General features: G+C 70.0%; 14 protein-coding genes. 6 read left to right on the top strand and 8 right to left on the bottom strand.

Translation table 11 applies throughout. The annotated features are described in order from the left end of the window. Positions 1–2,280, bottom strand: a 2,280-nt coding sequence (locus tag SACAZDRAFT_RS05630) for a nitrate- and nitrite sensing domain-containing protein (protein WP_005439502.1), incomplete at its 3' end; no start/stop codon positions are given. Positions 2,281–2,505: 225 nt separating this feature from the next. Between SACAZDRAFT_RS05630 and SACAZDRAFT_RS23990 the strand changes: the two genes are divergently transcribed. From SACAZDRAFT_RS23990 to SACAZDRAFT_RS05645, 4 genes are all read left to right on the top strand, one after another. Continuing rightward, a complete protein-coding gene (locus tag SACAZDRAFT_RS23990; RefSeq protein WP_005439504.1) occupies positions 2,506–2,640 on the top strand; it encodes a hypothetical protein in 135 nt (44 codons plus the stop codon). Between the two features lie 241 nt (positions 2,641–2,881). Then, a complete protein-coding gene (locus SACAZDRAFT_RS05635; RefSeq protein WP_005447718.1) occupies positions 2,882–4,051 on the top strand; it encodes a type III PLP-dependent enzyme in 1,170 nt (389 codons plus the stop codon). Next, the gene (gene speD / locus SACAZDRAFT_RS05640; protein WP_005439508.1) at positions 4,041–4,430 is read left to right on the top strand and encodes an adenosylmethionine decarboxylase; all 390 of its coding nucleotides are present in this window, start codon (positions 4,041–4,043) and stop codon (positions 4,428–4,430) included. The genes SACAZDRAFT_RS05635 and speD overlap by 11 nt, the downstream gene beginning before the upstream one ends. After that, positions 4,431–5,294 carry a spermidine synthase gene (locus SACAZDRAFT_RS05645; protein ID WP_005439510.1) on the top strand — a complete coding sequence of 288 codons (864 nt, stop codon included), beginning with the start codon at positions 4,431–4,433 and terminating at the stop codon, positions 5,292–5,294. Here the strand turns inward: SACAZDRAFT_RS05645 and SACAZDRAFT_RS05650 are convergent. From SACAZDRAFT_RS05650 to SACAZDRAFT_RS05675, 7 genes are all read right to left on the bottom strand, one after another. Next, complete coding sequence (locus tag SACAZDRAFT_RS05650) at positions 5,272–5,613, bottom strand: DUF3817 domain-containing protein (protein ID WP_005439512.1); 342 nt, start codon at positions 5,611–5,613, stop codon at positions 5,272–5,274. The two genes, SACAZDRAFT_RS05645 and SACAZDRAFT_RS05650, sit on opposite strands and share 23 nt — an antisense overlap. 1 nt (position 5,614) lies before the next feature. Next, complete coding sequence (locus SACAZDRAFT_RS05655; RefSeq protein ID WP_005447716.1) at positions 5,615–6,067, bottom strand: hypothetical protein; 453 nt, start codon at positions 6,065–6,067, stop codon at positions 5,615–5,617. 87 nt (positions 6,068–6,154) lie between these two features. Beyond that, positions 6,155–6,943 (bottom strand): lytic transglycosylase domain-containing protein, encoded by a 789-nt coding sequence (locus SACAZDRAFT_RS05660; protein WP_040927677.1) that lies wholly within the window; start codon positions 6,941–6,943, stop codon positions 6,155–6,157. Between the two features lie 223 nt (positions 6,944–7,166). Further along, complete coding sequence (locus SACAZDRAFT_RS05665; RefSeq protein ID WP_005439518.1) at positions 7,167–7,661, bottom strand: hypothetical protein; 495 nt, start codon at positions 7,659–7,661, stop codon at positions 7,167–7,169. A gap of 315 nt (positions 7,662–7,976) precedes the next feature. Then, positions 7,977–8,144, bottom strand: coding sequence for a hypothetical protein (locus tag SACAZDRAFT_RS23180; protein WP_005439522.1), 168 nt, complete (start codon positions 8,142–8,144; stop codon positions 7,977–7,979). Positions 8,145–8,362: 218 nt separating this feature from the next. Then, complete coding sequence (locus SACAZDRAFT_RS05670; RefSeq protein ID WP_198283901.1) at positions 8,363–9,514, bottom strand: CaiB/BaiF CoA transferase family protein; 1,152 nt, start codon at positions 9,512–9,514, stop codon at positions 8,363–8,365. A 35-nt stretch (positions 9,515–9,549) separates the two neighbouring features. Further along, on the bottom strand, positions 9,550–10,701 hold the full coding sequence (locus tag SACAZDRAFT_RS05675) for an acyl-CoA dehydrogenase family protein (protein ID WP_040927678.1): 1,152 nt from the start codon (positions 10,699–10,701) through the stop codon (positions 9,550–9,552). 94 nt (positions 10,702–10,795) lie between these two features. Between SACAZDRAFT_RS05675 and SACAZDRAFT_RS05680 the strand changes: the two genes are divergently transcribed. Continuing rightward, a complete protein-coding gene (locus SACAZDRAFT_RS05680) occupies positions 10,796–11,404 on the top strand; it encodes a TetR/AcrR family transcriptional regulator (protein WP_005439529.1) in 609 nt (202 codons plus the stop codon). Between the two features lie 93 nt (positions 11,405–11,497). Further along, positions 11,498–13,108 carry a succinic semialdehyde dehydrogenase gene (locus SACAZDRAFT_RS05685; protein WP_005439531.1) on the top strand — a complete coding sequence of 537 codons (1,611 nt, stop codon included), beginning with the start codon at positions 11,498–11,500 and terminating at the stop codon, positions 13,106–13,108. Positions 13,109–13,113: the final 5 nt, after the last annotated feature.

The following is a 13,113-nucleotide window of genomic DNA, read 5'->3' on the forward strand; positions in this document are numbered from 1 at the left end:
GCCGCTGCCGGGCCCGGGTTCGTCGCCCTCCGTGCGGGCCCCCTGCCGAGCGGCCGACGCGTCGTCCCAGCCGATGGGGGTGAACAGCGCGGCGCCGGTGAGCTCGTTGTCGCCCTCGGCGTCGGCCCTGCCGCTGCCCAGCGGAGCCGACGTCCGCGACGCCGGACTCTCGCCCGGTCTCCGCCGTGGCAGGGGCCCACCGGGCGTGTCCAGGGTTCCCGCCGGGGTCGGGGGCTCGACGGTGTCGGCTGCCGGTTCGCGCGGCGCCGGTTCCACGGGCTCTCTGACCGCCGGCGCGAGCGGCGCGTAGGCCGACTGCTCGTCGTTCACCAGCTCCGCCGGAACGGCGACCGTGGCCCGGACCCCGACGATGTCCTTGCCGCCGTGCAACTCCACACCGATGTTGTGCCGGCTCGCGAGCCGGCCCACCACGAACAAGCCCATGCGGCGGGAGGTCGTGAGATCGATGGAGCCCGCCTCCGACAGCCTCTCGTTGGCCTCGGCGACCTCGCGCTCGTTCATGCCGATGCCCTCGTCGAGGATGTCGATGGACAACGACGCGTCGTCGAGCTGCCGGGTGGCCACGGTGACCTCGGTCTCGGGTGCGGAGAACGCGGTCGCGTTGTCGAGCAGTTCCGCGACGAGCCGGATGAGGTCGCCCGCCGCGTAACCGACCACGCTGACCGGAGGCGGCGTCCGCACGACGACCCGCTGGTACTGCTCGATCTCCGAAACGGCGGCGCGCAGCACGTCGGTGGCGCTCACCGGCTGTCCCGACCGACGTGCGGGCTCCGCGCCGGAGAGGACCATGAGGTTCTCGTTGTTCCGGCGCATGCGCGTGGCGAGGTGGTCGAGCTGGAACAACGTCGCGAGCTGGTCGGCGTCCTCCTCGTCCCGCTCCAGCCGTTCGATCAATTGGAGCTGCCGCTGCACCAGGCTCTGACTGCGCCGCGAGAGGTTCACGAACACGGACGCGTACCCGGCGCGCATGCCCGCCTGCTCGGCCGCCAACCGCAGAGCCTCGCTGTGGACGGCGTCGAACGCCCTGGCCACCTCGCCGATCTCGTCGCGCGTGCCGATCGGCACGGGATTGATCTCGGTGTCGTCGGTGTGTCCTTCCTGGATCGCCTGCACGGCCTCAGGGAGTTCGTGCTGCGCGACCTCCAGCGCGCTGTTCCGCAGGACCTTCAGGGAGCGCAGCAGCTGCCGGCTGATGAGGAACACGACGACCGCGGCGAGGACGAAGGCGACGACCAGCACCGCGGACAGGAGCCCGACGCCGGTGCCGGCGTCGTCGGCCAGCTCGCCGGTGCCGCCGGTCAGTTCGTCGCCCAGCCGGTCGGCGACCTCGCCCATCGAGGTGAAGACGGCGGCGCCCGTCTCGGCCCACTCGTCGGCGTCCGTGGAGTCCAGCAGGTCCCTGCCTGCGTCCTGACTCGACAGCACCGCGTCGACGACGCGCTGGTACTCGTCGAACGCGGCACCACGCACGGTCCCGTCGAAGAGTGCGCGCTGGCCCTCGGTCGCCGCCGCGGAGAACTCGGCGAGCCGGTCCGCGTGCCGCACCCCGGCGGTGCGCACGAGGTTGAACTCGCTCGGCGTGAGGCCGAACGCGATGCCGTGCTTGATCAGGGCCTGGTGGACCGACACCTCGTCGCGGGCGACCAGGAGGTGGTGCACCGCCCCGGCCGTGGCACCGAGGCCCTCGGCACCGATACCGTTCACCACCGCGGTGTCGACTTCGAGCAACGCGGCCGTGACCGCCCGGTACTCCTCGACGGCCTCGACGGCACCGAGCTGACCTCCGGACACCCGCTCGCGGATGTCCTGCAGCGCGGCGAGTTGCTCGTCGAGCCCCTTCCGAACGCCTGCGAGCGGTTCCGGGACCTCGGCCACGGCGTCGGTGAGCGGTCCGCGGGCGCGGTCGACCTCCTCTCGGACCTGGCCCAGCTCGTCCGAGTCGAGACCCGAGCCGTCGGTCAGTGCCGCCGCGGTGAGCGTGCGTTCCCGCTGCACGGCGTCGAGCAACGCCCGGGAGGTCTCTCCCACCTCCGCGAGTTCGCGTTGCGTCTCGTACTGGCTCGCGCGGTCCAGCTGGTTGCCGAGGGTGAACGCGCCCATGACGATCGCGATGACGATCGGGATGAGCGTGACCGCCCCGAGCTTGAGCGGGAGGTTCCAGTCACGCCAACGCAGGGCCGCACGCCAGCGGGAAGGAGGGCGCTCCTCCTCACCGAGGAGTTCGCCCACCGGCACTTGGCCATCTGACGCAACCTTCACGAAGGTGACTCCTCCTCCGGCTCGCTCACTGTCCTCACGAGGTGTGCGGCTTTCCACGTGGCGTCCGCCTCGGCTCGCCGTGCGGATGAGCGCCGCTCTCGTCGTCGATCCGCCGTCTTCCGTGTCCCGCACACCCACTCCCCGCGCTGACGACGGCACGCCACGTACTAGTGGACGTACCCTCCGTGACCGCCCGTCGGCCGAGCCGGGGCAGGAGTTGGTCGGGTGGACCGAGCCTACACCACGGACGGCCCCCATGATCTTGGTTGCAAACAGGGCGCCGACCTGCAGAAACAGTCCGCACAAACGATCAAGGCACGCGCCGACGTCACGGACGGCACCCAGATCGTCGCGCCATGATTACGACTTTCATCAGGTCGAGGCGGTCAAGTCTCACCCACACAGCCGATACCTCGCCGCCGTCGTCACCCATTCGGCTCAGTGCGCCGAGATTCTCAGTGGAACGCGTGGTGGCAAGTGTGCACGATCTTGTGTCTCGGGCACAGCGGGCAGTCGCCCGAAAACGGCATTTCTCCAGGCACTCCGCTCGTCTCCCGACGGCCGAACGGCACCGTCGACGAGCACCCCTACCCTCTGAGGGGTGAACGACACGGTGGCGCGTATCCGCGGTTTCCTCAACACGTACCGGCCCCCGACACCGTGCCTGGTGGTCGACGTCGACACCGTCGTCGACCGCTATCGACGGCTCGCCGCGGCCTTCGACGGATGCCGGGTGCAGTACGCCGTGAAGGCGAATCCGCATCCGGCCGTGCTCCGCGCCCTGACCGCCGAGGGGGCCGCGTTCGACGTGGCCGGCCCCGGCGAGATCGACCTGTGCCTCGCCGCGGGCGCCGACCCGGCGACGCTGTCCTACGGCAACACGATCAAGAAGCCGACCGACATCGCCCGCGCGTTCGCAGCAGGTGTGCGCGAGTACACCTTCGACGCCGCCGGAGACCTCGACAACCTCGCCCGGCACGCCCCGGGAGCCGAGGTGTCGGCGCGCCTGCTCGTGGAGGGCGGGCCCGACTCGGTCACCCCGTTCGGCCACAAGTTCGGCTGCTGCGCCGAGGACGCGGTCCGGATGCTGGTGCACGCCGCGGAACGCGGACTCGATCCGGTCGGCGTGAGCTTCCACGTGGGCTCGCAGCAACTCGATCCGTCCGCCTGGGACATCGCCGTGGCGGCCGCGGCGAAGGTGTTCGCGGCGACCGCCGAGCACGGGGTGACGCTGCGCAGGCTGAACGTCGGAGGCGGATTCGGCATCCCGTACCTCGATTCCGCCCCGACCACCGGCGCCTACGCCGACGCCGTCGTGTCCGCGGTGCGGGCGCACTTCCCGGCGCCGCCCGAGCTGGTCTGCGAGCCGGGCCGTGCGATCGTCGCCGAAGCCGGACTCATCCGCAGCGAGGTCGTCGTCGTGTCGCGCAAGCGGCCCACCGACCCGCACCGGTGGGTGTTCCTCGACATCGGTCGCTACAACGGTCTCGCCGAGACGGAGAACGAGGCCATCACCTACCGGATCGAGGCTGTGGGCGAGCAGTCCTCCGACGACGGTCCTGTGATCATCGCCGGACCGACGTGCGATGGTGACGACGTGCTCTACCAGCGGACGCCGTACCGGCTGCCCCTGTCCCTGCGCGCCGGCGACGCGGTCGACCTCCTCTCGACCGGGGCGTACACGGCCAGTTACTCGTCGGTGGCGTTCAACGGGATCGAGCCGCTGCGTACGTACTGCATCTCCGAAGGGAGGCTGATCAGTGCCGAGTGACGTCGTGCCGGTCGGCGTGTTCTCCGGCAAGCACGTTCTCGCCGAGTTGGACGGGATCGACCCGCACCTGCTCGACGACGAGGAGTTCCTGCGCACCACCCTGGCGAGCACGCTGACCGACGCGGGAGCGACGGTCTGCGACGTCATCGCGCACCGCTTCGAGCCCCAGGGCGTGACCGTCCTCGCGATGCTCGCCGAGTCGCATGCGTCCCTGCACACCTATCCGGAGCTCGGGGCGATGTTCGTCGACGTCTTCACGTGCGGCCACCGCGCCGACCCGGAACACGCCGTGCGCCTTCTCGCCAAGGCACTCGGATCCGAAGCCGACACCATGTCCACGATCAGCCGGGGCCGCCGGCCCGCGGAGGCGGAAAAATAGATGAGCACACGAATCAGCGAGCCGATGGGTCCTGGCCTCACGCGCGTCTGGGACGTCTCCGAGGTCGTCCTGGACACCCACACCGACTACCAGCACGTCGTGATCGGCCGCACGGCCCACGGCGTGTCCCTCTTCTGCGACGACGAGCGGCAGAGCACCGAAGCCAGCCAGCTCGTCTACCACGAGGCGTTGATGGTGCCGCCCATGCTGCTCGCCGACGAGGTGAGACGAGTCCTCGTCATCGGCTCCAGCGAGGGTGTCGCGAGCCAGCTCGCCGTCGCGTACGGGGCCGACGAGGTCGACCACGTCGACATCGACGCCGAGACCGTGCGGGCCTGTGCCGCCCACCTGCCCTACGGCTACACGCCGGAGGAGCTGGCCGCGGCCGAACGCGGCGACGGTCGCGTGCGCGTCCACTACCGCGACGGCGACGAGTTCCTGTCGAGCACGACGACCCGCTACGACGTCGTGGTGATCGACCTGCCCGACGAGAACGACGATCCGGACGCGCAGCACAACCGCCTCTACGGCGAGGACTTCCTCCGGCGCTGCACCGAGGTGTTGGCAGCGGGCGGCGTGGTCTGCTGCCAGGCGGGATGCCCGACGCTCTGGCGCAACGACACGCTGCTCGCGGCCTGGGAACGGTTCACCGGCGTGTTCGGCACGGTGGTGTACTTCGGCTCCGACGAGCACGAGTGGGCGTTCCTGTCGGGCCGCCCGGACGTGCGCAACGCCCCGGTCGAGGCGATGACCGAGGCGCTCGCGACGTCGGCTTACGTTCCGGAGTCGATCGACGCCGAGACGCTGCGGGGCTGCACCGTGCCGCCGCGTTCGGTGCGACTCAGAGCTTCCGGCCCTCGGTGACCCTGCGGGTCACGGCCCGCTCGGCGACGAAGGAGAAGAAGGGCACGCATCCGGCGAGCAGCACGCCGATCGTGCCCTTCACCGACCACCGGGCCTTCAGCGCCAGGTCGATCGCGAGCACGAGGTAGACCATGTAGATCACGCCGTGGATGGGCGAGTAGACGGCCGAAGGGGTCGCGTTGTCGAATCCGTAACGGATCACCATGACCACGACCAACCCGAGCAGACCGAGCCCGGTCACGAAGGCCGCCCCCCGGAATCGCTGCAAGGGCTTCCGCAGGTCGGCCTTCGTCGTCTCGTCCCGCGCGGTCGTCACCATGTCAGTTCCTCTCCTGCTCACGGGCATTCAGTTGCGCCAGGTAGGCGTTGTACTCCGCCAGCGCTGCGTCCTCGTCGTCCAGAGGCTCGTTCCGCTGATCGCTGCGCGGCGCCGAGTGCGTCGCCACCTCGGTGGGCCGGGGTCGCGGCGCCGCCGTGCGTGCGCTGTGCGAACGAACCCGCGTCGAGGTGTGCGGGGTCTGCGAGTCGTCCGACGTCTCCGCCTCGCGTGTGGCGGCCTGCTTACGCAGCCTGGCCATCCGCCAGAACATGAACGCGGGGAAGAGCCCGAACAGCGGCCACTGCAGCACGTAACCGAGGTTCTGGAAACTGCCGCCTGCCGACGTGAACCGGTCCCACTGCCACCAGGCCAGCCCGCAGCAGACGACGAGGCTCAGCACACACGCAGCGGCGATCAGAAGCGCGCGCGAGGTGGTGGAGCGACGATCGGACACGTCTTCGACGCTAGCACTCCCGTCGGCTACTCCGACCGCACGCCCGGTTTCGCCTGTGATGTCCGCCCACCGGAGCCGGCTTCGGCGTCACCCACGCGTGGACGCGCCCCGCGCGAGGTCGGCGTAGTGCTCCGCGAGCGCGAACACGGTCCGTCCGTAGTCCACCGACCGGTTGTAGGAGAGCACGCCGTCCCACCAGCCGTCGCCGGTGGACAGGTCGCGCCCGTGCGCGCACAGGTAGAACGCGGCGGACAACGCGGCGTCGTCGATCTGATGGGGGTCCGCCTTGCCGTCGCCGGACGCGTCCACGCCCATGACCGCCCAGGTGCTCGGAATGAACTGCATGGGACCGACCGCGCGGTCGTACACGGTGTCGCCGTCGAACTTGCCGCCGTCGGTGTCGGCGATCGCCTTCACCCCCGGCGAGCCGTCGAGCGCGACCCCGATGATCGGCGGCGAGGGCCGCCCGTCGGCACCGATCACGGCACCTCCGTGCCGGCCGTGGTCGGACTCGACCCGCCCGATGCCGGCGAGCATCGTCCAGGACAACCGGCAGTCGGGGTTCTCCTCTCTCAGGACGAGTTCCGCGTTGCCGTACGACCGCAGAGCCCGAGCGGGAACACCGACGACCGGAGCGAGATCGTCGGCCCACTCGTCGAGGGTCGTCTCTCCCGCGCCGCCGTGGTGGCCCGGGCCGGTGTCGGACTCCTCCACCGGCGCCTCGCTTCCCGGTTCGACGTCCGCGGGTTCGATGCCCAGCGCGGGAATCTCGTCGGTCGTCGGTCCAGAAGACGGTGACGCGGCGGTGGTCAGCACCCACGTCCCACTCACTCCGACCGTGAGGATCAGGACGAGCACCAGGAACCGACCGAACACGGGCCGGCGGGACCGGGCGGTGGGTGTGGAAGGTGAAGACGCGCTCTGCTCGGCCGTCGCACCGGGCACGGCTCCTGTATCGGAGTCAGCCACCGATGCGCGCCTCCACGCGTCGAGCGCGACGAGCGCCGGTGGGGATCAGGGACACGAGGCCGCACTGTAGCCGGTGATCGACACGTCGGACAACGACCTGCCGCAGCGACTCGCGGCAGGTCGCGCAACCTCAACCCGCGGCGTCGCGACGCTGGCGCGAGAGCCGGGCGACACACCACGCGGGCGCACTGCCCCGGCGAAGGTGTTCCAACACGGTCAGCGGCCCGAGCCTGCGAGACAGGTCGCTCGGCACCAGTCCCGCCGCGCGGTAGTCGAGCGCACGCTGGTCGAGCGGGCTGATGCCGGCGTCCCACCAGGCCTTGGCCTCCTCGACGTCACCGACCATCTGCCACCAGCCCGCGGCGGCGGCCAACAGGTCGAGCGGCGCCTCGGGAAGCCGCTCCTGCATCGCTTCCACGAAGCCGGGATCCGCGAGGTCCACGGGAGCCCATCGGGCCGTGCCCGCTCCACCACGCTGCCCGGGAATGCCGGGAGCCTTCGTTTCGCTCTGGGGAATCTCCGCCAGCCACGCGGACGCGATGCGGTGGACCTCTCGTTCCTCCGCGCTCTGTTCCCGTTCCGCCGCCCACTGCCGGATCACCGCGTCAACTCCGGGATCTCGCATGCCTGCCTCCTTCGCAACCCACTTCCGTGGTTCCTCAAGGACTGGTCGAGCACCATCTGCAGATTTCGAAGCGTGATTTTTCGGGTACCGCGGGTCACGCAATGTGAGCACCGTAGGAGAGCTCACCGATGCTCCGGAAGAGGTCAGGCGTGCACTATTTCCTCGACCTGTGCATTCAGGGCTGTAATCCACCCGTTTGCCGCAGCGAAACGACCGCGACGGCCAAGTTGATCACGCTGTGTGGTCGGGGAACCGAGCGCAGCACGATGTCCGGCACCCGAAGACGACGGGTGCCGGACATCGTGGCGAATGGGGTCAGGTGAACAGACTCTGGAAGAACGTGACGATCGCTTCCGCACCGTCCTGCAACCAGGCCAGTGCCGTACGCACAGCGTCCGCGGACTCGGTGGGACGCGAGATGAGCAGGAACAGCACGAGCGCGACGGCGCCGAAAATCAGGATCTTCTTCAGGCCCGGCGACATGTTCCCACCCGATTCCGTCTCGTTCCTGCCTCACCGCGTTCCGCTGCGCGAAGACGCCATTCGGCGCGCGCCACCAGCTTCTTCATCATGCCTGATCGCCCCTCGCACCGAGAGCCAATCACGCGAAGGAGGCACCGTGCGGCGCACCCGTCGGATCGACTGTAGAAGATCACCGGTTCGCGGTCCGGCAGCAACACGCCGGTCGCCTCAACGCGGTGTCACGCGATCGTCCCCGCGGCACGCAGCGCGTCGAGCTCGTCGTCGCCGTACCCGAGTTCCCGCAGCACCTCGACGGTGTCCGAACCACGGGGGTGCGGCGGGTGCGGAAGCTCCGGTGGGGTCCGGTCGAACTTCGGCCCCGGCGCGGGCTGGGCGACGCCGTCGATGTCGACGAAGGTGCCCCGGGCCGCGTTGTGCGGATGCTCCGGCGCCTCCCACGGCGACAACACCGGCGTCAGGCAGGCGTCCGTACCCTCCGCCCGGGCCACGAGTTCGTCTCGCGTGCGCTTGCCGATGGCCTCGGCCAACACCTCGCGCAGGCGAGGCCACTGCTGCGGATCGAGGTGGGACGGCACCGTATCCGGGTCGAGCTCCAGCACGTCGACGAGAGCCGCGAAGAACTTGGTCTCGATCGCGCCCACCGCGACGTAGCGGCCGTCGGCGGTCTCGTAGGTGTCGTAGAACGGCGCTCCGCCGTCCAGGATGTTCCGGCCGCGCTCACCCTCCCACAGTCCGCTCGCTTTGAGGCCGAACAGGTGCGTGGTGAGCAGTGCCGAACCGTCCACCATGGACGCGTCGACCACCTGGCCCCGGCCCGACGTCTGCCTCTCGAACAGGGCGGCCAGCACGCCCATCGCGAGGTACATCCCGCCGCCGCCGAAGTCGGCGAGGAAGTTCACCGGCGGTACCGGTCGCTCACCGTGGCGGCCGATCGGGTGCAGCGCCCCGGACAGGCCGATGTAGTTGATGTCGTGCCCGGCCGTGTGGGCCAGCGGCCCGTCCTGCCCCCACCCGGTGATCCGCCCGTAGACGACACGAGGGTTGCGGGCGTGGACGTCGGCGGGACCGAGCCCCATCCGTTCGGTCACCCCCGGCCGGAAACCCTCGACGAACACGTCGGCGTCCTCGACCAGCCGCAGCACCACCTCGACCCCTTCGGGAGTCTTCGTATCGACCCCGATGGTTCTGCGACCACGCAGCAGTGGGTCCTTCGGCATGGCCAGCACGTCTTCGCCCTCGACGACCCTGTCGACGCGCACGACCTCCGCCCCGAGGTCCGCGAGGACCGTGCAGGCGAAGGGTGCCGGGGCCAGACCGGCCAGTTCGACGACCCGGAGCCCGCGTAGCGGTCCGGACTTGCTCGCGTTCACGAAAAACTCCGCCTTCCTGTCACTGCCGATGCGCGTCACAGCGTGCGCGAGATGATGTCTTTCATGATCTCGTTCGTACCGCCGAAGATGCGCGAGATCCGCACGTCCGCCCACGCCCGCGCGATCGGGTACTCGGTCATGTAGCCGTACCCGCCGAACAACTGCAGGCAGTCGTCGACCACCTTGTTGACGCGCTCGGTGGTCCAGAGCTTGACCATGGCCGCGCCCTGCACGTCGAGCTCGCCGCGCAGGTGCCGTTCGATGCACTGGTCGAGGAACGCGCGCGCGACGGCGGCCTCGGTGGCCGCCTCGGCGAGCGTGAACTTGGTGTTCTGGAAGGTGAACACCGGACGGCCGAAGGCGGTGCGCTCCTTCGTGTACGCGATCGTCTGGTCGATCGCGCTCTCCATCCCGGCGACGGCGGTGACGGCGATGATGAGCCGCTCCTGGGGCAGCTGCTGCATGAGCTGCACGAAGCCCTGCCCCTCCGCGTCGCCCAGCAGGTTCCCGACGGGGACGCGGACGTCGTCGAAGAACAGCTCCGCCGTGTCCTGTCCGTGCATCCCGATCTTGTCGAGCACCCGCCCGCGCCGGAGACCGGGCGTGGAGGTCTCCACCACGAGCAGCGAGATGCCCTTGGCCCCGGCGTCCGGGTCGGTCTTGACGGCGACCACGACGAGGTCGGCCAGCCCGCCGTTGGTGATGAACGTCTTCGCACCGTTGACGACGTAGTGGTCACCGTCGCGCACCGCCCGCGTGGTGATCGACTGGAGATCCGAGCCGGTGCCGGGTTCGGTCATCGCGATCGCGCCGACGTACTCGCCGCTCGCAAGCTTCGGCAACCACTCGCGCTTCTTCTCCTCGGCGGCGTAGGCGAGCAGGTAGTGCGCCACGATCCCGTTGTGCACCGTGACGCCCCACGCGCTGTCACCGGCGCGGGCCTGCTCCTCGTAGAGCACCGCCTCGTGGGCGAAGGTGCCGCCTCCGCCGCCGTAGGCCTCCGGGATGGACAGCGCGAGCAGCCCGACCTCGCCCGCCTTCTCCCACACCCGGCGGTCGATGTGCTTCTGCTCCGCCCAGCGCGCCTGGTGTGGCGTGAGTTCGTTCCGACAGAACGTCCGTGCGAGGTCGCGCACGTCGTCCAGTTCCTCGGTCATCCACGACGACCTCGGGTTCTGCAGCGGCACTGGCGCTCTCCCCTCGAAAAACAATACGGCTGTAAGGTAAGTTCCGTTCGGAATGTACGGCACTCCCGTCGTCCGGTAAAGGAGTCGCGCGACCATGCCGGAACGCAGGCACCGCACGCAGGCCGAGCGCCGGGCTCACACCCGGACCGCCCTGCTCGACGCCACCATCACGTGTCTGGTCGAGTTGGGCTACGCCCGCACGTCGATGCAGGAGATCTGTGCGCGAGCCGGGGTCTCGAAGGGCGCGGCCCAGCACCACTTCGCCGACAAGGCCGAGCTGATGGCCACGGCCGTCGCGCATCTGACCACCCGGCTGGCCGAACGCAACGTGCCCGACGAGGCGGACCTGCCCGCCGGGCCGGAACGCGTCGCCGCCGTGATCGACGTGCTGTGGAACTCGTACTCGGGCACGCTCGCGACCGCGGCCCTGGAGTTGTGGACCGCCGCCCGCACCGACCCGGCCCTCGCGGCGGCGATGCGCCCCGTCGACAAGGCACTCGGGCGCTCCACACTGGATCGGCTGGCGGAGCTCGTCCCCGACGTCCCCCGGGACCGGCTGGAAACGCTGTTCTGGCTCACCGTCAACCTGACGCGCGGCCTCGCACTGGACGCCGAACTGGGCGGTGATCCACACCGGCGGGAACAGTTGCTCCGCGAGTGGAAACGGGTGGCGACGGCCCTGTACACCGCCGGGGAGCACTGAGGCGCGTTCGCCGGAGCACGAGCGACAACGTCGCCGGTATGCTCACGCACAACGAGACTACTCTCCAGTAACAACGCGGTGCGTGGAGGTCCCATGAGCAGCATGGTCGACAAGCCGGCGGAGCCCGACTCCCGGCCCGGCACTGTCGGAGGCGTCGTCGGCGCTCCCGTCGTGGCCAGGGCGGATTCCCTCGCCGAACGCGCGGTGAGGGGCCCCGGCGCGGAGTCGGTGACGATGACCGCACCGTTCACCGGGCTTCGGACGGCCGTGCTGCCTCAGGCCTCCGACAGGCTGGCCCGCGCCGCGTTCGCCCGCGCCCGGCGGGCACAGTGCTCGTGGGCCGCCACGAGCGTCGCGCAACGGCAACGCATCCTCTTGCGCCTGCACGAACTCGTCCTCTCCCGGCAGAAGGAGGGACTCGATCTCGTTCAGGTCGAGGCCGGCAAGGCACGACTCGACGCCTTCGACGAGATCAGTGCCACCGCCCTGGTGGCCGACTACTACGGCAGGCACAGCGCCCGGCTGCTGGCCCCTCGACGCGCACCAGGCGCCCTACCCCTACTCACCCGCGCCACACACCTCCGCCAGCCCCGCGGCGTCGTCGGCATCATCTCGCCGTGGAATTACCCCCTCGCGCTGACGGCGATGGACGTGCTTCCCGCGCTCGCCGCGGGCAACACGGTCGTGCAGAAGCCCGACAACCAGACCGCGCTGTCCGCACTGTGGCTGCACGAACTCGCGGGCGAGGCCGGTCTGCCCCGCGACGCCTGGCAAATCGTCCTCGGCAGGGGATCGGTGATCGGCGACGCGATCGTCGAGGAATCCGACTACGTGTGCTTCACCGGGTCGACGCCGACGGGCAAGCGGCTGGCGTCGGCCATCGCGGGACGGCTCACCGGCTACTCGCTCGAACTCGGCGGCAAGAACCCGATGATCGTGCTGCCGGACGCGGACGTCGCGAAAGCGGCGGCGGGCGCCGTGACCGCGTGCTTCTCCTCGGCGGGCCAGCTGTGCGTGTCGGTGGAACGCATCTACGTCCACGACAGCATCCGGGACCGCTTCCTCGCCGAGTTCGCGAACCGCACCAACGCGTTGACCATGGGAAGCGCGCTCGACTACCGCGCGGGCATGGGATCGCTCACCACGCCGGAGCAGCTGCGCGCCGTCTCGGACCACGTCGCCGACGCGCGCTCGCACGGCGCCACCGTGGTCGCCGGAGGCAACGCGCGACCCGACATCGGCCCCCTGTTCTTCGAACCGACGATCCTCACGGACGTGCCGGAGGAGGCGGCGGTGTTCGCCAACGAGACGTTCGGACCCGTCACCTCCGTGTACGGCTACAGCGACGTCGAGGAGGCCATCGAGAAAGCCAACGCGACCGCCTTCGGACTCAACGCCAGCGTGTGGTCGCGCGACACCCGCCGCGCCCGGGAGATCGCGACCCGGCTGAAGGCGGGGACGGTCAACGTCAACGAGGGGTACGCCGCGACGTTCGGCACCGTCGGTGTCCCCATGGGCGGCATGAAGGACTCCGGGGTCGGGCGACGCAACGGCGCCGAGGGCCTGCTGAAGTACACCGAGTCGCAGTCGATCGCCATCCAAAGAGGACTGCGATTGCGTCCACCACGGACGGTGCACCCCGCCATGTGGACGGCGGCGTTGACGGCGGGACTACGCCTGCTGCGCCGGTTGCCCGGTCGCTGACCGGC

Origin of the sequence: Saccharomonospora azurea NA-128, from assembly GCF_000231055.2 — a bacterium.
Taxonomy (GTDB): domain Bacteria; phylum Actinomycetota; class Actinomycetes; order Mycobacteriales; family Pseudonocardiaceae; genus Saccharomonospora; species Saccharomonospora azurea.

What these genes read in the sequence shown, in the direction of transcription:
- SACAZDRAFT_RS05680 (WP_005439529.1), top strand. Translation starts at nt 10,796, where the DNA reads ATGCCGGAACGCAGGCACCGCACGCAGGCCGAGCGCCGGGCTCACACC.
- SACAZDRAFT_RS05685 (WP_005439531.1), top strand. Translation starts at nt 11,498, where the DNA reads ATGAGCAGCATGGTCGACAAGCCGGCGGAGCCCGACTCCCGGCCCGGC.
- SACAZDRAFT_RS23180 (WP_005439522.1), bottom strand. Translation starts at nt 8,144, where the DNA reads ATGTCGCCGGGCCTGAAGAAGATCCTGATTTTCGGCGCCGTCGCGCTC.
- SACAZDRAFT_RS05665 (WP_005439518.1), bottom strand. Translation starts at nt 7,661, where the DNA reads ATGCGAGATCCCGGAGTTGACGCGGTGATCCGGCAGTGGGCGGCGGAA.
- SACAZDRAFT_RS05645 (WP_005439510.1), top strand. Translation starts at nt 4,431, where the DNA reads ATGAGCACACGAATCAGCGAGCCGATGGGTCCTGGCCTCACGCGCGTC.
- SACAZDRAFT_RS05650 (WP_005439512.1), bottom strand. Translation starts at nt 5,613, where the DNA reads ATGGTGACGACCGCGCGGGACGAGACGACGAAGGCCGACCTGCGGAAG.